Here is a 16151-nt window from a genome sequence, read left to right on the forward strand (position 1 = left end):
GGTGCCCCGACTCGCGGAAGCCGACGCCGTCCGCCTGGGGCCATGGGCGAGGGCAACCTGGTCGAGGTCGTCACCCGGTGCGGCGCCCTGCTCGGCCGCCTGCGCATCGAGTCCATCCGCCCGTGCGTGCTCTTCGTTCCCTTCCACTACGGCTACGGCCGAGTGGCCCCGCCCGCCCCCTGCCGCCGTCAGGCTGACGCGGTCTCGTCGTCGAAGACGATGTCACCGCTCGATCGGAGCCTGGCGGACATGTTGCGTTCCATCATGCGCAAGGCCGCCTCGGCCAGGCCCGCGTCGATGTGGGCCACCGCGTCCACGGCCACGACGACGTCGAAATGCCGGATGTGCGCGTCCAGGGCCGAGTACAGGACACACTGCTCGGTCACCTGCCCGCAGAGCACCACCCGATCGACGCCGAGGCGGCCCAGCAAATAGGCCAAGGGCGTCTCGTAGAAGACGGAATGCCGCGCCTTGACGACGAACAGGGACTCCTCGTCCGGTGCGATCGGCTCCACGAGGTCTCCGTGCCGGCCGGTTCGGGCCGCCTCGAGGATCTCGCCGTGGTGGGAACGCCAGCGGCCGAAGTTGTCGTTCACGTAGACGACCGGGGCGCCGGCGCCCCGAGCCCGGTGGAGCAGCGTCCGGACGCCCGGAAGGGCTTCGCGAACGGACGGGACCAGCGCCGCGGCGTCCTCGTGCTCGTAGGTGTTCAACATGTCGATCACGATGAGTGCGGTGGGTTTCATGTCCATCCCTTCCACCCCGGGCCCCTGCCCGGTGCCACACGTCACAGTCGCGCGATGGATCGCCGCCACGCGGAGGCACCGACGGCTCCGGCGCGGTGCATGGCCCTCACCATCCGGGGTACATGCGAACCATCAACAAAGGGACTAATCGTTATATTCAGCACGATATGCAAGAAGGGGATGTTGGCCATGGTGGCCCACGCACTGACCCCGCCGGTCTGGAACCGCGTACCGATCGAGGAAGGCGTCCGGACCTGTCGTCCCGCCGTCATACGACCGCCCCGGCCCGAGAGCGCCGACGGTCGGGAAGCCGCGGATGTCACGACGGATGGGAACATCATCCGGGGCGAGGACTAGAAGCCCGGCATGTCCTCCGTCCAGGCCTCGGCCCTGCCCGCACGTCACGGTCGGCCGGCACACCCGGACGCACCCGAGGAGATCCGGGTGGCCTCCGTACCCGCCGGACACGTGTACGTGCGCCACGTACACGCGGCGGACGGCTCCGACGGGATCTCGATGCTGCCGGACCCCCGCCCCAACGGCGCTCCGAGCACCTCGCAGCGCTGGTGGCCGCCGGTGATGCTGGACCCGGCCTGGGTCCGCGACCACCACGACGACTTCGACGTCTACCATCTGCACTTCGGGTTCGACGCCCAGAGTCCCGGCCAACTGGCCGAGCTGGTCACCGAGCTGCGGCGACACGGGAAGCCCCTGGTGCAAACCGTCCACGACCTGCGCAATCCTCATCACCCCGACCGCCGCGCCCACGACGCCGCCTTGGACGTGCTCATCCCCGCCGCCGACACCCTGATCACCCTCACCCCCGGTGCGGCAGCCGAGATCGCGACGCGCTGGGGGCGCACCGCGCACGTTCTGCCCCACCCCCACATCGTGGAGGAGCCGGAGCTTTCCCGTTCCCGCCCACCACGCGCGGGCTTCGTCATCGGAGTGCACGCCAAGAGCCTGCGACCCAACATGGCACCGCTGCCCGTGATCCGGGCGCTCGCCGACACGGTGGCACGACTGCCGGGCGCGCGGCTGCGGGTCGACATCCACCGCGACACACACGACCCGAGCACCCGCGCCTACGCACCCGAGGTGGTGGCGGGGTTGGCCGAGCTGGCCGGAGCGAGTCTGGTGGACCTGCGCGTACACGACTACTTCGACGACGACGAGCTGTGGACCTACCTCAGCTCCCTCGACCTCTCGGTACTGCCGTACGCCTTCGGTACCCACTCGGGCTGGCTCGAAGCCTGTTACGACCTCGGCACCGCGGTGGCCGTACCCGACTGCGGCTACTACGCCGAGCAGCGGCCCTGCCACCTCTACCGGCACGGCCCCGACGGCCTGGACGCTCGGTCCCTGGACGCCGCCGTCCGGCAGGCACACGCCCACCGCCCGGCACCGCGCGCCGATCCCGAGGCACGCCAAGTCGAGCGTACGACCCTGGCCTCGGCCCACCGGGCGCTCTACGAACGCTGCCTGGCATGACCCGCCCCCTGCGCATCGCGCTCATCGCCTCGGCGCGCTTCCCCATCAGGGAGCCGTTCGCCGGCGGGCTCGAGGCGCACACCTGGGCACTCGCCTCCGCCCTGCAAGGACGGGGCCACAGCATCGCCCTGTTCGCGGCGCCCGGATCGGATCCGAACCTGGGCGTACGGGAATTCGCCGTACACCTCCCACTACTCAGTGCGGCGGCGCGGGCGGACCTGAGCATGACCGACCCGAGCGCGATGGACGAGCACCACGCCTACCTGCGGCTCATGCTCGACCTGGCCCGCGAGGACGGCGGATCCGCCTACGACATCGTCCACAACAACAGCCTGCACTACCTTCCCGTGGCCATGGCTCCCGCCGTTGCGGCGCCCGTCGTCACCACGCTCCACACGCCGCCCACGCCGTGGCTGGAGTCCGCCATCCAGACCGACGCGACGGGTTCGGGGGTCTTCACCGCGGTCAGTGCCCACACCGCGCGTTCCTGGCAGCCGTTGGTGCGATCGGCACGGGTGGTGCACAACGGAATCGACCTCGGGCGTTGGCCGGCCGGGCCCGGGGGCGGCGACCTGGTCTGGTACGGGCGGATCGTGCCCGAGAAGGGACCCGCCCTCGCCATCGCCGCCGCGACCGAAGCCGGCCTGCCCCTCACCCTGGCGGGCCCCGTCGGCGACCAACGCTATTTCCGCGAGCGCGTGGCGCCCCGACTGGGCCCGCGCGTCCGCTACGCCGGCCACCTGCGCCGGGCGGAGCTGGCCGCACTGGTCGGCTCGGCCCGCGCGACCCTCGTCACCCCCTGCTGGGACGAACCGTACGGGCTGGTCGTCGCCGAATCCCTGGCATGCGGGACACCGGTGGCCGGCTTCGATCGCGGAGCCCTGGCCGAGATCCTCACCCCCGACTGCGGCCGGCTCGTCCCCTACCCGGACGTATCCGCGCTCGCCGCGGCGGTCGGCGGTGCGACCGTGCTCAGCCGACGCGCCTGCCGCGAACGGGCCGAGGCCTTCTGCTCCGTGCGTCACATGACCGACCGCTACGAGGCCTTCTACGAGGAGCTGCTGTCGTGATCGGATCCCACGCGCCCGGGTCGAGCGGGCGAGCGACGTCGAGCGGGCCGGACGCGCCCCGGGCCGCCGTGCACGTCGCGGTCATCACCCTGGTGGCGGGCCGTCACCGGCACCTCGCCCTCCAACAGGCAGCCCTCGCCGAAGCCGCCCGGATGCCCGACACCTACGTGGTCGTCACCATGGACGACCCGGTGGCGGGTGCCCTCGCCGCCCGGGGCCGACCCGCGGCGACGGTGGTGCCCGTGGCCGTGCCGGCCTCAGGGCAGCTGCCTCTGGCCCGCGCCCGCAACGCGGGAGCCCGGCGCGCGCTCGAACTCGGCGCCGACGTACTGGTCTTCCTCGACGTCGACTGCGTCCCGGCGCCCGAGAGCGTGGGCCGGTACACCGAGGCCGCCCGGGACGGCGTACTACTGTGCGGGACCGTCGCCTACCTGCCTCCCCCGCCCGATGGCGGGTACCGGCTCGCCGAACTGCCCGAACTGGCCGATCCCCACCCCGGCCGTCCCACCCCGGCGCCCGGCGAGCTGCTGACCGGAGGCGATCCGGACCTCTTCTGGTCGCTGTCGTTCGCGCTCACGGCGGACACCTGGCGGCGGATCGGCGGATTCTGCGAGGCGTACACCGGCTACGGCGGCGAGGACACCGACTTCGCCCGTCTCGCACACCGCGCCGGCGTGGACCTGTGTTGGCTCGGCGGTGCGCCCACCTACCACCAGTACCACGCCGTGCGGAACCCGCCGGTCCACCACCTCGACGACATCCTGCGCAACGGGGCCCTCTTCCGCCGCCGGTGGGGCCGATGGCCCATGGACGGCTGGCTCCACGCGTTCTCCCGCATGGGGCTGGTCCGCCTCGATCCCGTGAGCGGTGACTGGATTGCCACAGAATCGTAGCGCCGGGCATGGTTCGCCCCGTGCGGGTAGGTGCAGAGCATGACCCGGAACAGAGAACTCGCGGTGGTGACCGGAGCGTCCAGCGGCATCGGGTTCGAGCTCGCCCGACAGCTCGCCGAACGCGGCTTCGACCTGATCGTGAATTCCGCGAACGAGGAACGACTCCGTTCCGCCGCCGCGGAGATCGAGAGGCGGACCGGAGCCGATGTGCAACCCGTCCGCGCGGACCTGCGCGAGTACGCGGAGGCGGAGCGCTTCGTCGAAGCGATCACCGCCGGCGGACGGCCGGTGGCCGTCGCGGTGCTGAACGCGGGCGTCGGGAGAGGCGGAGCCTTCCTCGAAACGGAGCTGGAGGATGAGTTCGAGATCATCGATCTGAACGTACGCTCCACCGTGCACCTCGCCAAACGCCTGCTGCGGTCGATGGCCGCGGCGGGGCAGGGGCGGATGCTGATCACGTCCTCGATCGCCTCCACCATGCCGGGCTCGTTCCAGGCCGTGTACAACGCCTCGAAGTCGTTCCTGCAGTCCTTCTCGCAAGCCCTGCAGAACGAGCTCCGGGACACGCCCCTCACGGTGACCGCCCTGATGCCCGGCCCGACCGACACGGACTTCTTCCGCCGCGCCGACATGGGCGACACCAAGGTCGGCCGGGACGAGAAGGACGACCCCGCCCAGGTGGCCGAGCAGGGGCTCGACGCCCTTTTCGCCGGCAAGGACAAGGTCGTCGCGGGATCGCTGAAGACCAAGGCGCAAGGGCTGGCCAACAAGGTGCTGCCCGACAGCGTCAAAGCCGCGGGGCACCGCCGGATGGCGGAACCCGGCTCGGCGGACCGGTAGTGGGACCATGCGACCGGCCCCACCGCCCGGCCCCCCGGACCCGGAAACGCCAAGCGCCCGGACCGCCCGAAGACCCGGATACGCGGTACCCATCCGGGTAGCCGGACCTCGACGAGATCCCCGGCCGGCCCCCCGGCCAGGGCCGGGTCCTGGTCTCGCACACCGCGCGCCTGGTGTGCCGCCTCACGTCGGCCACCCGTTCGCTCCACACGACCGCGCACCTGACGGAAGGAACCACGATGGCCTCCCACGACCGGCCCCGCCTCACCGATCCGGTGACGCTGCATCCCCGGCCCCCGTTCCCGCAGCAGGACCAGGACCACCCCGGTTCGACCGAGGCGATGGATCCCCGCCCGGACCACGGGGAGGACACCTACCGCGGCCACGGACTGCTGAGCGACCGCAAGGCGCTGGTCACCGGAGGCGACTCCGGAATCGGCCGGGCCGTGTGCCTGGCCTTCGCACGGGAAGGCGCCGACGTCGTTTTCGCCCACCTGCCCGAAGAGGCCGAGGAGGCGGAGACGACCGCCCGCCTGATCCGCGAGGCCGGCCGCACCGCGGTGGCCGTCGCCTGCGACATCCGACACGAGGACGAGTGCACCGCCCTCGTGGACAAGACTGTCGGCGAGCTGGGCGGCGTCGACCTCCTCGTGAACAACGCCGCCTACCAGATGTCCCAGCCCGACGGGATCGAGGCGATCACCACCGAGCAGTTCGACCGGGTCATGAAGACCAACCTGTACGGGATGTTCTGGCTCACCAAGGCCGCGCTCGCCCACATGCCGCGCGGCGGCTCCGTGATCAACACCGCCTCCGTACAGGGCTACCAGCCCCGCCCGCACCTCCTCGACTACGCCATGACCAAATCCGCGATCGTCTCCTTCACCCAGAGCCTGGCGCAGATGCTCGCCGAGCGTGGCATCCGGGTCAACGGTGTGGCGCCGGGGCCGGTCTGGACCCCACTGATCCCGGCGACCATGCCCGACCCGACCAGGTTCGGCGAGCAATCCCCGCTGGGCCGGCCCGCGCAGCCCGCGGAGATGGCGCCCGCGTACGTCTTCCTCGCCTCCGGCCAGGCCTCCTACATCACCGGCGAGATCGTCAACGCCACCGGCGGAAAACCGCTGCCGTGACCCCGGACGAAGCCCTGCGGAAGATCGCCTTCCTGCTCGAATGGCGCGGATCGTCCCCATACCGAGTGCGGGCCTTCCACACCGCCGCCGATGCCGTCCGCAGCCTGCCGCCGGGCCCTTTGGACGCCGATCGGGTCGGACGACTGCGCGGGGTGGGCCCGGTGACCGCCGAAGTCATCGCCCAAGCGTCGACCGGGGCGGTTCCGCGCTACCTCGCCCGCCTCCAGGCCGAGACCGGCACCGACGCACAGGCGGCGTGGGTGCTCGCGGCCGCGAGCACCGGGGACTGCCACCTGCACTCCGACTGGTCGGACGGCGGCAGCCCGATCGAGGACATGGCCGAGGCAGCCCGCGCCCTGGGCCACCGGTGGGCCGTTCTGACCGACCACTCGCCGCGGCTGACGATCGCCCACGGCCTGAGCCCGGACCGGCTGAGGAGCCAACTGGACGCCGTGGCGGCCGTGAACCGCCGACTCGGCCCGGCCTTCCGGCTGCTCACCGGCATCGAGTGCGACATCCTCGACGACGGCTCGCTCGATCAGGAAGACGACCTCCTCGACCGGCTCGACGTCGTCGTGGCGTCCGTGCACTCCAAGCTCCGCTCCGAACCCGAACCGATGACCGCCCGCATGGTGACCGCCGTACGCGACCCGCGCGTCGATGTCCTGGGGCACTGCACGGGCCGCATCATCACCGGTCGGGGCCGCCCGCAGTCCCGCTTCGACGCCGACGCCGTCTTCGCCGCGTGCGCGGAGGCGGGCACCGCGGTCGAGATCAACTGCCGACCGGAACGACGCGACCCCCCGGACGACCTCCTCGCGCGGGCTGCCGCGGCGGGATGCCGCTTCGCCGTGGACACCGACGCCCACGCCCCCGAACAACTGCACTGGCAGAGCACCGGCTACGCCCGCGCGGCCCGGATCGGCCTCGACGCGGATCGGCTGATCACGACCTGGCCGCTCGAAAGGCTACTGACCGGAAAGAGCGCCCGTCGCTGACACCCTGAAGTCGACACGACTCCCCCGATACGCGCGATCCGGCCACCGGGCCGTGCGGCAACGTCAGCGCGTCGGCGCAAGAGCTTTGCCACGCTCGACCGATGGACCCGATGGACGGCGCCGGCGGCCAATGCCGCGTACGGGGAGGCAAGACCCGATGGCGGTGCCCGACAGGGCCTCAGAGCGTGAGGACCTGCCGCACACCACCAGGTCGCCCGAACCCTCCACCGCCGCCTTCCCCATCGGGGCGGCGATCAGGGCACGCGTGGACGACCTTCACGGACAGTGCCACGCCTCAGCCGGTCGCTCGTGCCCGCGCGTCAGCGGGAAAGGGCTTCGAGGAGCTCGCCGACCTGGGGGTCGGGCAGGGAGCGGGCGACATCGGCCTGGGCCACGACACCGACGAGGGTGTGTCCGTCGATCACGGGCAGGCGCCGGACCTTGTGCTCGGCCATCGTCCTCATGATCTCCGCGGCGTCGTCGTCCGCGCCGATGGTGACCGCCTCGCCCTGGGCGAACTCGCCGGCCTTGCAGGTGGCGGGGTCCTTGCCCACGCCCAGCACCTTCACGACGATGTCGCGGTCGGTGAGCATGCCCTTCAGGAGTTGGTCGCTCCCGCAGATCGGCAACGCACCCACTCCGAGGTCGGTCATCTTCTTCGCGGCGTCCAGGATGCTGTCCTCCGCCCCGATGCAGGTGGCACCGGGGGTCATGATCTCGCGTGCGGTGGTCATGATGCGTCTCCCGAGGTTCGATCGGCCACGCGGGCCGGTCCCGGCGGTCCGTATCCCGCACCTGCCCCCTACCGGCCGCCCCACGCGGCGCGCGACCGCCCCGTTCGACCACGCCCTCCGCCCGCGCCCGCGCTACGGACAGTGGGCTGCGGGTGACGGTAGTGGAGCCGGGTAGCCGAGGGAGGGAGGAGTTCTGCGTGACCTACCGGGGCGCCCCGGTAGGTCACGCAGAACTCCCCCACCGAACGGACCGCCGCGGAAGCGAACCGCCGCGCCGGCCCCGGCACCCGGGAGGAACCGATGACCCCGCGACAGCGACCCGAGCCACCTGAACGCATCCGAGTCGGCCGCCGTGCCGTCGAGATCGGCCGCCCGCACAAGGTGCTCTTCCCCGACGGCGTCCACGGCGATGGGATCACCAAATCCGATGTGGCCCACTACTACCGTAGGGTCGCCCCGCGCATGCTTCCCCACCTACGAGGGCGTCCCCTCATGCTGGAACGGCACCCCGACGGCATCGACGGCCCCGCCTTCATGCAGAAGGACGCCCCCGCCCACTTCCCTGAATGGGTCCACCGGGCCGAGCTGCCCAAGGAACACGGCTCCGTCACCCACGTACTGTGCGACGACACCGCCACCCTCCTGTACCTCGCCGGCCAGGCGTGCACCACCCCGCACCGATTCCTCGCCAAAGCCGACCGGCCCGACCAACCCGACCGGTTGGTGTTCGACCTCGACCCCGCCGGTGAGGACTTCGCACCGGTGCGGGAGGCCGCGATCGGCCTCCACCGGCTCCTGGACGAGCTGGAACTGCCTTCCCTGCCCATGACGACGGGCTCCCGCGGACTGCACGTCCTGGTCCCCCTCGACCGCCGCGCCCCCTGCGACGACGTACGGGCCTTCGCTCGCGGTGTCGCCGAGGTCCTGGCCGCCCGCCACCCCGACCGGTTCACCACCGAGCCCAGGAAGAAGGACCGCCGAGGCCGCCTCTACCTCGACGTCGGGCGCAACGGCTACGCTCAGACCGCCGTCGCCCCGTACGCCGTCCGCGCGCTGCCCGGCGCCCCCATCGCGGCCCCGATCGCCTGGGACGATCTCGACGACCCGGAGCTCACCGCCCGCCGCTGGACCCTGGCCACCGTAGACGACCTGCCGGCCAACGATCCCTGGCGGGACCCGCCCAGGCCCCGCTCCCTCCGCAGGGCCCGCGAGCTCCTCACCGCGCTCACCCACGACGAGAAGCCCCCGACTCCGTGACGCGGCCACGAGACTCGACGGTGCCCACCGGCAAGGCCGCACATCCCGACCAGCGCGGATTGCGGGGTCCGGTGCGCTGTGTCAGCGTGGATGGTCGGAAGCTCGGGGACGTCAGGGGCGGGGACGACCCGAGGAATCCCGAACGAGGGGAAACCCATGAGGCACATTCCGAGTCCTGCCGTGACCGCAGCCGCAGCGCTGGTCCTGTCTCTCGGCGGAGCGTCAGCCGCATCCGCGGCCGAACCGACCCCCAACCAGAGCGAAGCGGCAGCACAGTTGTGCACCGACCTGAACAAACTCCGTTCCGACGCGAGCGCGTTGTTCGGGCTCAACCCGACCTCCGCGACGAAGGACCAGGTCGAGGACGCGTACGACGGCGTCAAGGACAGCTGGGAGAACGTCTCGGAGTCCACGGCGACATGGAATGCCGGGCAGAAGGAAGCCGTGAAGTCCGCGGCGGACAGTCTGAAGAAGACCTGGGACGACTTGCCGGACGACGCCACCGCCAATGACGCCGCCACCAAGCTCAAGCCCCAGGCGCAAACGCTGGACAGCGCCGTGCAGTCCGCCCGCACCGGCCTGCAGTGCCCGGCCTGACGCCCCCCGACCGGTGACGGTGATCCCCGCAGCGTGCGACCACGCCGCGGGGATCACTCGCGCATCGGCATCCGGCCTTCGGAGCCATCCACCCGAACGGAGTAGTCGCGCGCACGCCGTGCGACAGGCGCCCCAGGCGCGCCTCACGCCCACCCGGCACCACGTCGGGCCAGGATGGGATCCCCAGGGCCCCGGCGCCTTCGGGAGACGGGACGAATGCAGTGATCAGCGTGGAAATCCAGTACTCGGGCAGCACCATCCTCCTCAGCGCCACCGGAGCACTCGACGAGGAAGCGGAAGGGGTGTTCCCGCGCGCCCTGGAGAACCACGTCGGACACGAGCGAGATCTTCTGGTGGACCTGCGCGGCATCGCGACCATGGACGCCGACGGCCTCTTCCACCTTCTCGACCTGCACCGTCGTGCGGAAGGCCGGGCCCTGAGGGTCTTGGTCACCGGCTGGCAAGCCCAGCCCCGGCAGCTCATGGCCACGATGGCCGGCATCCCGGGACCCGGCACGGACATGGGGGAACGCTACGCCCTGCCGGGCTTCCGCCGGCTCCTCGAGGACCGGACCCAGCGCACACGCGACCATGCCGACTTCGCCGCCGGCTGGCTCCCGCGCGCTTGACGAGCTCGTCCGCGGCTGCCGGTAGGTCAGGGGATGCCTCCCCCGGAGCCGCTCCCGGTCGGTGGTGGGGCCACCGGGTGACCTCGGGCCTGCCCCGGGCGCCATTGCGCTCGCGTAGGGCGCATCGGGGTGAGGATGGATGGGTCTACCGCTTCGTACCTGCCCTCAGGCGGCGTAGCGAGGCAGGGCGGCGCTCGAGAACACCGGCTGGGAAGGATTCCATGGACGGCATCGTGCTTCTGCGTGACGACCACAAGACGGTCGAGAAGCTGTTCAAGCGCTTCGAGAAGACGGGGGACGAGGACACCGGGGAACGGCGCCGGATCGTGGACGAGGTGGTCGAGGAACTCACCGTCCACGCCTGGATCGAGGAGCAGGTCTTCTACCCGGCCGCCCGCGAGCCCATGGGCCGCAACCGGCTCACCGAACGCGGCGAGCGACTCGAAGCGGAGAAGCCCAAAGCCCCACGCGCCCCCCTGGCCGTCCCCAGCGCCGACTCCGAGTGAGGCCCCCTCGCCCGCCCCGGGCCGGTGGTCATCGCCACGGGCTGCTCGTGGCCTTGACACTGGTCTGCGCCGTGACGGGCTGCGGGGCGCCCTCGGCACGACAGGAAGCGGCGGCCTCGACGGCAACCGCCTTCGAGACCGCCCTGGCCACGGGGAACCGAGTCGAGGCCTGTGAACTGCTCGCTCCCGAGAGCCGCGCGCAGTTGGAGCAGGACGAGCGGGCAGGCTGCCCGGCCGCACTCGCGGCCGCGGATCTCCCCTCTGCGGCAGGAGTCCGAGCGGTGCTCACCTACGGTCGACAGGCGCAGGTGCGGATGGCCGGCGACACGCTGTTCCTGTCCCTCTTCAGCGGCGGCTGGCGGATCGTCGCTGCGGGCTGCACCCCGCAGGCGGACCGGCCCTACGACTGCCTGATCAAGGGGGCGTGAAAGGAATGCGCGGTCTGTTCGTCGCCTGCCTCGTGATCATCGTCGGCGGGCTCGGCTATTTCATCTCCATCGGGGTGCTCCAGCGATGACCGACAGCAACCACTCGGCGCGAGCGGGGTTTTGGCGGGAGAACAGCCTCACTCTCGCCTTCGGGATCGCCTTTCTGGTGGTACTCGGCGGTCAGGCCTTCGCCGGCCTGGCCGAGTTCAACGAGCAGATGACCGTGGAGGGGCTGCAACCGCTCGGCTTCGCCGAGTACCTGACGTCCTCGGACTTCGCCGTCGACGTGACGGAGAACTGGCAGTCGGAGTTCCTCCAGTTCTTCCTGTACATCTTCGGTACGGTCTACCTGGTCCAGCGCGGGTCACCGGAGTCGAAGAAAGTCCACGAAGCGGGCCCGGAGAGCGAGCGCGACCAACGCATGGGCGACCACGCCCGGCCCGACTCGCCCCGGTGGGCCGGAACGAAGGACTGGCGCCAGACCCTGTACGCCCGATCGCTGGGCATCGTGATGGGCAGCCTGTTCATCCTGTCCTGGCTGGCCCAGTCGATCACCGGCACGGCGGCCTACAACGACCAGAGGCTGCGTCGGCTCGAGGACCCCATCGGCTGGTGGTCCTACCTCGCCACCCCCGACTTCTGGAGCCGGACCCTGCAGAACTGGCAGTCCGAACTCCTCGCGGTAGCCGCCATGGTCGTCCTGTCCATCTACCTCCGCCAACGCGGCTCCCCCGAGTCCAAACCGGTTGGTGCCTCCCACACCGCCACCGGCATCGAGGGCTGACCACCCGTCGGTCCGCCCTTCTTCATGAGGGCCCCGGCCATGGCGTCGGGAAGCCATCCGGTGAGGGGCCGGGCGGTCTTCGCCGTGCTGCCGCCTGGGCCTCCATGCCGACGGCGTCGATCACGGCGTCGGGGTCGCGGCCGCCGGTGGCGTCACGGACTGCGGCGGCGAGTTGGTCGCCGTACTGGGAAAGGTCGTAGTCCTGGACACCGCGCCCGGCCGCGCGGGCGAGACGTCAGGTCCACGCACACGGAAACGGCGCCGGCCTCTTCGGCTACACCAAGCTGTATGGGTCGATGATCCTCCGTCGGGAACGGTCTCCACCCTCACCTCACGTCGTCCCTGTCACGTCACTGCCTTCATCACGCCTCCAGCTCTCGAAGGGATTCGCGCTTCGGACCGGGCGCCTACGCACGGCCGTCGGGGATACGGCAGCATCGGCAGACGTCGGCTGCCCCGGACGAACCGTCGGCCGTCGGCTACGCAAGGCCGAAGTCGAGGACGGCTCGCCACGCCCGGGGGGCTGTTGGGTGGGCGCGTTCCCTCATCCAGGGCGCTTCACGGCCAGGGGGTCCCGGCCAGGCCGTCGAGGGCCCGGGCGGCGCGCTGCGCGCCGTCACCGGGTGCCCAGCGGGTCCAGCGTTCGCCGCCCAGGGTCATCGCTTCGTCCAGGACGGCCTGCCAGTGCCGTGGCTCAGGCCAATGGTGGCGGATCACGGCCAGCCCGGCTCCGTGGAGGGCACGGCCTGTGGCGTGCTGCTCGTCGTGGGGCCGGTCCTGCGGCAGGATGACTGCGGGGCGGCGGGCGGCCGCGCATTCGGCGACGGCGTTCTGGCCGGCGTGGGTGACGATCACGTCGGCGGCGCAGATCCGCGGCCAGGGGTCGCCCGACCACGCGCCGCCCGGGCCGCCGAGGAGATCCCATTGCCACTGCGGCGTCGCCGCTCTGGCCGCGCGTACCTGCTCGCAGGTGATGTCGCTGCCGCCCGCTCCGAGCATCAGCAGCACGCGGCGGATCCCGTCCCGCGGTGGAGGGGTAGGGGTGCGACCGTCGTCGCGGGAGAAGGCGGACGCGTAGACGGTCTTGTCGTACCAGCGCGACGGCCAGCCGGGTTCGGGGACGGCGGCGGGCCAGGGCGCGAGGAGGCGTAGCGCCATGTCGTGGCCGAGCCGGTGGGCAGGGTCGAGGCGCTGCCCGCGCATGGCGGCGACGACCACGGGGATTCCCATCAATCGGGCGAGGCAGGTCACTTCGACGGAGACGTCGCTGACGACGAGGGACGGCCGGGTTCGGCCCAGCCAGCCGGCGAGGGCTGCCATGCGGTCCGCGTATCCGTCGTGGAAGAGGGGTGCCCAGTGCAGTCGGCCCTGGGCGCAGGTGTCGACGGCGGCGTGGCCGCCGGTATCGAGCGGGAGGCGGATCCAGGGCCCGGGCCAGTCCGGGGGCGGGGCGAGGCTGGAGAGGCCTGTGATCGGGGTGCGGGCGTGGCGGGCGATGCACTGGGCTCGGTGGAGGTGGCCGAGGCCGTGGTGGTGGATGTAGTAGCCGATCATGGAAGCAGTTCCTCGTGGAGGCTTCGTGGTTGACGGACATACGGTCGAGGGAGCGGAAAGATGTAGGCCCGCTCGCGGAAGCGGTCTGCGGCTCGGCGTCTTCGTCACGCGTCGACCACCAGGGCCGGCGCCGGGACGCGGCGGTTATCGGCTACCCGGACTCGGTGGCGGTCAGTCCTGGACCGGGTGACGTCGGGCTCTCGTGAGCGGTCTCCGCGCGGCTGACGCGTCGGGCGGGATCCGTCACCGGGACTGGCACTCCGGCCACGTGGGTGCTCCCAGGGGGTCGGCCCCTCCCCGGGGTGCGGGGCGTACGGTGGAGGGGTCCCGGCGGCGACCGCCACGGGGCGGTACCCACGCGCTCCGCGCGAGTGCCTGGGAGGGACAGGCGAGGAGGCGCTCATGAGCAGCACCGCAGCCGATCTTCCGATGCCCGCCCCGGGGCTGAAGACCGACACCGTGCGCGTCGATGACGTCGTCGTGTGCGTTCTGGCCGGTGACCTCCACCTCGGTACCCAGGCCATCGGCGAGCAGGCGCTGAATGACGCCTTGGCGTACGTTCCGGCGCTGCTGGCGGTCGATCTGGACGCGGTGGAGCTGTTCACCGCCGACGGCCTCAACCTCCTCCTCGCCCTACGGGAAACAGCGCGCTCCCTCGGCGTACCGCTGGTCCTCGTCTCGCCCAGTGCCGCCGTCCGACGCGTCCTCGACGTCACCGGCGCGACGGAGTCGTTCGCCATCCACGCCACGATCGCCGAAGCGGCCGCCCGATACCGACGGTGATACCGGCGCGCTGCGGTCGGAGTACGCGCCCGGCGGCGGGGCAGGCGCGAAGCACCACCCGCCTTCAGCCTCCGGGACCGATAATGGACCCACCGCCCTCCGCGATACACCACCGCGAACTGGTTCTGGACGAGTCCCAGGGGCCGGAAGCCTACGATCAGGCGATCACCTGGACCCGCCAGACGTTCACCGACTGGAACCTGCTCGACCAAGGCCAGGACGCCCTCCTGATCACCGCCGAACTGCTCTCGAACGCCGTCCGGCACGCCGGCGGCATCCGGAGCCTGAGCCTGACCCACCAAAGCGGCGTGTTGAACATCGCCGTCACCGACCCCAACCCTGACCTCTTTCGGCTGCACGCACACCGGCCGGACTCCATCGGCGGCCACGGTGTCTTCCTCGTGGACCGCCTCGCCCGGCACTGGGGCATCCTGCCCGACAGCCGGGGCAAGACCGTCTGGGCCACTCTGCCCCTCCCGCCCACCCCTCCTGCCCCGAACGGGTGACGGTCGCCGCGCCGGCGCAGCGGAACTCCTGGACTTCCCCGCAGCCGCCCGTCCCCCGCGTGGCACGGTGCCCGGATCCCCTCGTCGCAGTGCCCGGCTCATGGAGGCCCGTCCGCCTCTCGGTCGGATCGGGGCCATACGTAGGGCAGGTCGTCCGGTACCCCCGGAAAGCGGTCACGGTAGAAGGCCGGATCCTTGCGCACCAGCGCGGACCGGTGGCTTCGATGGAAATCCGGCGCGCCCAGCCACGGTGGCAGGTCTCCGGCGGCGGCGAGCCGCTCCTGGGTGCGTGGGGCGCCTCCCGGTTGCCACGACCCGAAGTCGTCGATCAGGGTGACGGCGCAGCTGTCGGCGCGCCCTTCGGCAGTCCACGCCCCGCAGATCTCCAGTCCGTACCGGACGAGTGCCTCCTCGTACCCCGCCCACATGCGCACCGCCGGGTGTCTGCGCCAGCCGTAACCCGGCACGATCAGGCCCCGCAGGACCTGCACGGCCTCGACCCTCTGCTTTCCCAGCCTTCGTACGTCCAGCACGGCCGCGGACGCCTCGAACGACGGGAACGGCAGGAACGTCTGCACGAGCTCTCCTTGACGGTCGGCGACACGAACGGAACCCGTGGGCGGCGACCCGCCGCCGAGCGGGCACAGGGTGAGCCTGTCAGAGGTCCCGCCGTCACGCGCCCCACGCGCCCATGGCCGTGACGAACTGCGGGGCTTGGCCTCGCGGCTCGAGATACCGGTCCGAAATGCGTGCAATGCGGCGTGATCCGGGTACGCGCACCATGACCGTGGCATCACACCGTCGACGAAGGGTGTCCGTCATGCCCCGAGGTTCCAGCCCCAAGCGCGAGCGTCAGTACGAGCACATCAAGGAGTCGGGCGAGAAGCGCGGCATGTCGGAAGGCCGCGCGAAGGAGATGGCCTCCCGCACCGTGAACAAGGAACGCGCCCGCTCAGGAGAGAGCAGCACCGCGAGCCGCAGCTCCACGCAGGGCAAGTCCGCCTCGCAGCGCGGCGGCGAGAAGTCCCGCGGCGGCGGTTCCTCCGAGCGCACCAAGGACGACCTCTACAAGGAGGCACAGAGGCGCGGCATCGACGGCCGCTCCACGATGACGAAGCAGCAGCTCAAGAACGCCCTCGGTCGCTGACCGCGTGACGCGCCGCCGGGGCCGGGCGGCCCCGCCTCCCCCGGCTCGGGCCGCG

Annotated in this window: 19 protein-coding genes; 15 read left to right on the plus strand and 4 right to left on the minus strand. The window is 71.5% G+C overall.

All coding sequences use genetic code 11. The annotated features are described in order from the left end of the window. Positions 1-188 precede the first annotated feature (188 nt). Positions 189-746, minus strand: coding sequence for a cysteine hydrolase family protein (locus ACZ6ZI_RS22325; protein WP_469523563.1), 558 nt, complete (start codon positions 744-746; stop codon positions 189-191). Positions 747-1112: 366 nt separating this feature from the next. Here ACZ6ZI_RS22325 and ACZ6ZI_RS22330 point away from each other — a divergent pair, with 366 nt between their 5' ends. The 6 genes from ACZ6ZI_RS22330 (at position 1113) to ACZ6ZI_RS22355 (ending at position 7171) form a co-directional block, all read left to right on the plus strand. Beyond that, entirely contained in the window at positions 1113-2237 is a 1125-nt protein-coding gene (locus ACZ6ZI_RS22330) for a glycosyltransferase family protein (RefSeq protein WP_469523564.1), read from the plus strand. Next, positions 2234-3307 carry a glycosyltransferase gene (locus ACZ6ZI_RS22335; protein WP_469523565.1) on the plus strand — a complete coding sequence of 358 codons (1074 nt, stop codon included), beginning with the start codon at positions 2234-2236 and terminating at the stop codon, positions 3305-3307. The genes ACZ6ZI_RS22330 and ACZ6ZI_RS22335 overlap by 4 nt, the downstream gene beginning before the upstream one ends. After that, positions 3304-4200, plus strand: a complete 897-nt coding sequence (locus ACZ6ZI_RS22340; RefSeq protein WP_469523567.1) for a glycosyltransferase family 2 protein — start codon at positions 3304-3306, stop codon at positions 4198-4200. The genes ACZ6ZI_RS22335 and ACZ6ZI_RS22340 overlap by 4 nt, the downstream gene beginning before the upstream one ends. A gap of 39 nt (positions 4201-4239) precedes the next feature. Further along, a complete protein-coding gene (locus tag ACZ6ZI_RS22345; protein ID WP_469523568.1) occupies positions 4240-5040 on the plus strand; it encodes an SDR family NAD(P)-dependent oxidoreductase in 801 nt (266 codons plus the stop codon). Between the two features lie 239 nt (positions 5041-5279). Next, positions 5280-6173 (plus strand): SDR family oxidoreductase, encoded by an 894-nt coding sequence (locus ACZ6ZI_RS22350; RefSeq protein WP_469523569.1) that lies wholly within the window; start codon positions 5280-5282, stop codon positions 6171-6173. Further along, on the plus strand, positions 6170-7171 hold the full coding sequence (locus tag ACZ6ZI_RS22355; RefSeq protein WP_469523570.1) for a PHP domain-containing protein: 1002 nt from the start codon (positions 6170-6172) through the stop codon (positions 7169-7171). Before ACZ6ZI_RS22350 ends, ACZ6ZI_RS22355 begins: the two co-directional genes overlap by 4 nt. Positions 7172-7491: 320 nt before the next feature. Here ACZ6ZI_RS22355 and ACZ6ZI_RS22360 read toward each other — a convergent pair whose 3' ends face one another. Further along, complete coding sequence (locus tag ACZ6ZI_RS22360; protein ID WP_469523572.1) at positions 7492-7905, minus strand: CBS domain-containing protein; 414 nt, start codon at positions 7903-7905, stop codon at positions 7492-7494. A gap of 300 nt (positions 7906-8205) precedes the next feature. On the opposite strand from ACZ6ZI_RS22360, the gene ligD reads away from it, so the two are divergent. The 6 genes from ligD (at position 8206) to ACZ6ZI_RS22390 (ending at position 12106) form a co-directional block, all read left to right on the plus strand. Continuing rightward, positions 8206-9162, plus strand: a complete 957-nt coding sequence (gene ligD, locus ACZ6ZI_RS22365; RefSeq protein ID WP_469523573.1) for a non-homologous end-joining DNA ligase — start codon at positions 8206-8208, stop codon at positions 9160-9162. Between the two features lie 180 nt (positions 9163-9342). Then, complete coding sequence (locus ACZ6ZI_RS22370) at positions 9343-9759, plus strand: hypothetical protein (protein ID WP_469523574.1); 417 nt, start codon at positions 9343-9345, stop codon at positions 9757-9759. Between the two features lie 221 nt (positions 9760-9980). Next, positions 9981-10388, plus strand: coding sequence for an STAS domain-containing protein (locus tag ACZ6ZI_RS22375; RefSeq protein WP_469523575.1), 408 nt, complete (start codon positions 9981-9983; stop codon positions 10386-10388). Positions 10389-10609: 221 nt separating this feature from the next. Further along, positions 10610-10894: a hemerythrin domain-containing protein gene (locus ACZ6ZI_RS22380; protein WP_469523576.1), complete on the plus strand. Its 285-nt coding sequence runs from the start codon at positions 10610-10612 to the stop codon at positions 10892-10894. A gap of 47 nt (positions 10895-10941) precedes the next feature. After that, positions 10942-11322 carry a hypothetical protein gene (locus ACZ6ZI_RS22385; protein WP_469523578.1) on the plus strand — a complete coding sequence of 127 codons (381 nt, stop codon included), beginning with the start codon at positions 10942-10944 and terminating at the stop codon, positions 11320-11322. Between the two features lie 85 nt (positions 11323-11407). After that, positions 11408-12106 carry a DUF6766 family protein gene (locus ACZ6ZI_RS22390; RefSeq protein WP_469523579.1) on the plus strand — a complete coding sequence of 233 codons (699 nt, stop codon included), beginning with the start codon at positions 11408-11410 and terminating at the stop codon, positions 12104-12106. A gap of 558 nt (positions 12107-12664) precedes the next feature. Here the strand turns inward: ACZ6ZI_RS22390 and ACZ6ZI_RS22395 are convergent. Further along, positions 12665-13660: a glycosyltransferase gene (locus tag ACZ6ZI_RS22395; protein WP_469523580.1), complete on the minus strand. Its 996-nt coding sequence runs from the start codon at positions 13658-13660 to the stop codon at positions 12665-12667. A 402-nt stretch (positions 13661-14062) separates the two neighbouring features. Here ACZ6ZI_RS22395 and ACZ6ZI_RS22400 point away from each other — a divergent pair, with 402 nt between their 5' ends. After that, positions 14063-14443 (plus strand): STAS domain-containing protein, encoded by a 381-nt coding sequence (locus ACZ6ZI_RS22400; protein ID WP_469523582.1) that lies wholly within the window; start codon positions 14063-14065, stop codon positions 14441-14443. An 83-nt stretch (positions 14444-14526) separates the two neighbouring features. After that, complete coding sequence (locus ACZ6ZI_RS22405; protein ID WP_469523584.1) at positions 14527-14949, plus strand: ATP-binding protein; 423 nt, start codon at positions 14527-14529, stop codon at positions 14947-14949. Between the two features lie 98 nt (positions 14950-15047). Here ACZ6ZI_RS22405 and ACZ6ZI_RS22410 read toward each other — a convergent pair whose 3' ends face one another. Beyond that, positions 15048-15527: an MSMEG_6728 family protein gene (locus tag ACZ6ZI_RS22410; protein ID WP_469523585.1), complete on the minus strand. Its 480-nt coding sequence runs from the start codon at positions 15525-15527 to the stop codon at positions 15048-15050. Positions 15528-15769: 242 nt separating this feature from the next. Here ACZ6ZI_RS22410 and ACZ6ZI_RS22415 point away from each other — a divergent pair, with 242 nt between their 5' ends. Further along, positions 15770-16096 (plus strand): plasmid stabilization protein, encoded by a 327-nt coding sequence (locus ACZ6ZI_RS22415; RefSeq protein WP_469523586.1) that lies wholly within the window; start codon positions 15770-15772, stop codon positions 16094-16096. Positions 16097-16151 lie beyond the last annotated feature (55 nt).

The organism is Streptomyces sp. NPDC103540, assembly GCF_055584445.1.

Coding starts and splice junctions, on each gene's coding strand:
- ACZ6ZI_RS22325 (WP_469523563.1), bottom strand. CDS start 746: ATGAAACCCACCGCACTCATCGTGATCGACATGTTGAACACCTACGAG.
- ACZ6ZI_RS22330 (WP_469523564.1), top strand. CDS start 1,113: ATGTCCTCCGTCCAGGCCTCGGCCCTGCCCGCACGTCACGGTCGGCCG.
- ACZ6ZI_RS22335 (WP_469523565.1), top strand. CDS start 2,234: ATGACCCGCCCCCTGCGCATCGCGCTCATCGCCTCGGCGCGCTTCCCC.
- ACZ6ZI_RS22345 (WP_469523568.1), top strand. CDS start 4,240: ATGACCCGGAACAGAGAACTCGCGGTGGTGACCGGAGCGTCCAGCGGC.
- ACZ6ZI_RS22350 (WP_469523569.1), top strand. CDS start 5,280: ATGGCCTCCCACGACCGGCCCCGCCTCACCGATCCGGTGACGCTGCAT.
- ACZ6ZI_RS22360 (WP_469523572.1), bottom strand. CDS start 7,905: ATGACCACCGCACGCGAGATCATGACCCCCGGTGCCACCTGCATCGGG.
- ligD (WP_469523573.1), top strand. CDS start 8,206: ATGACCCCGCGACAGCGACCCGAGCCACCTGAACGCATCCGAGTCGGC.
- ACZ6ZI_RS22380 (WP_469523576.1), top strand. CDS start 10,610: ATGGACGGCATCGTGCTTCTGCGTGACGACCACAAGACGGTCGAGAAG.
- ACZ6ZI_RS22390 (WP_469523579.1), top strand. CDS start 11,408: ATGACCGACAGCAACCACTCGGCGCGAGCGGGGTTTTGGCGGGAGAAC.
- ACZ6ZI_RS22395 (WP_469523580.1), bottom strand. CDS start 13,660: ATGATCGGCTACTACATCCACCACCACGGCCTCGGCCACCTCCACCGA.
- ACZ6ZI_RS22400 (WP_469523582.1), top strand. CDS start 14,063: ATGAGCAGCACCGCAGCCGATCTTCCGATGCCCGCCCCGGGGCTGAAG.
- ACZ6ZI_RS22405 (WP_469523584.1), top strand. CDS start 14,527: ATGGACCCACCGCCCTCCGCGATACACCACCGCGAACTGGTTCTGGAC.
- ACZ6ZI_RS22415 (WP_469523586.1), top strand. CDS start 15,770: ATGCCCCGAGGTTCCAGCCCCAAGCGCGAGCGTCAGTACGAGCACATC.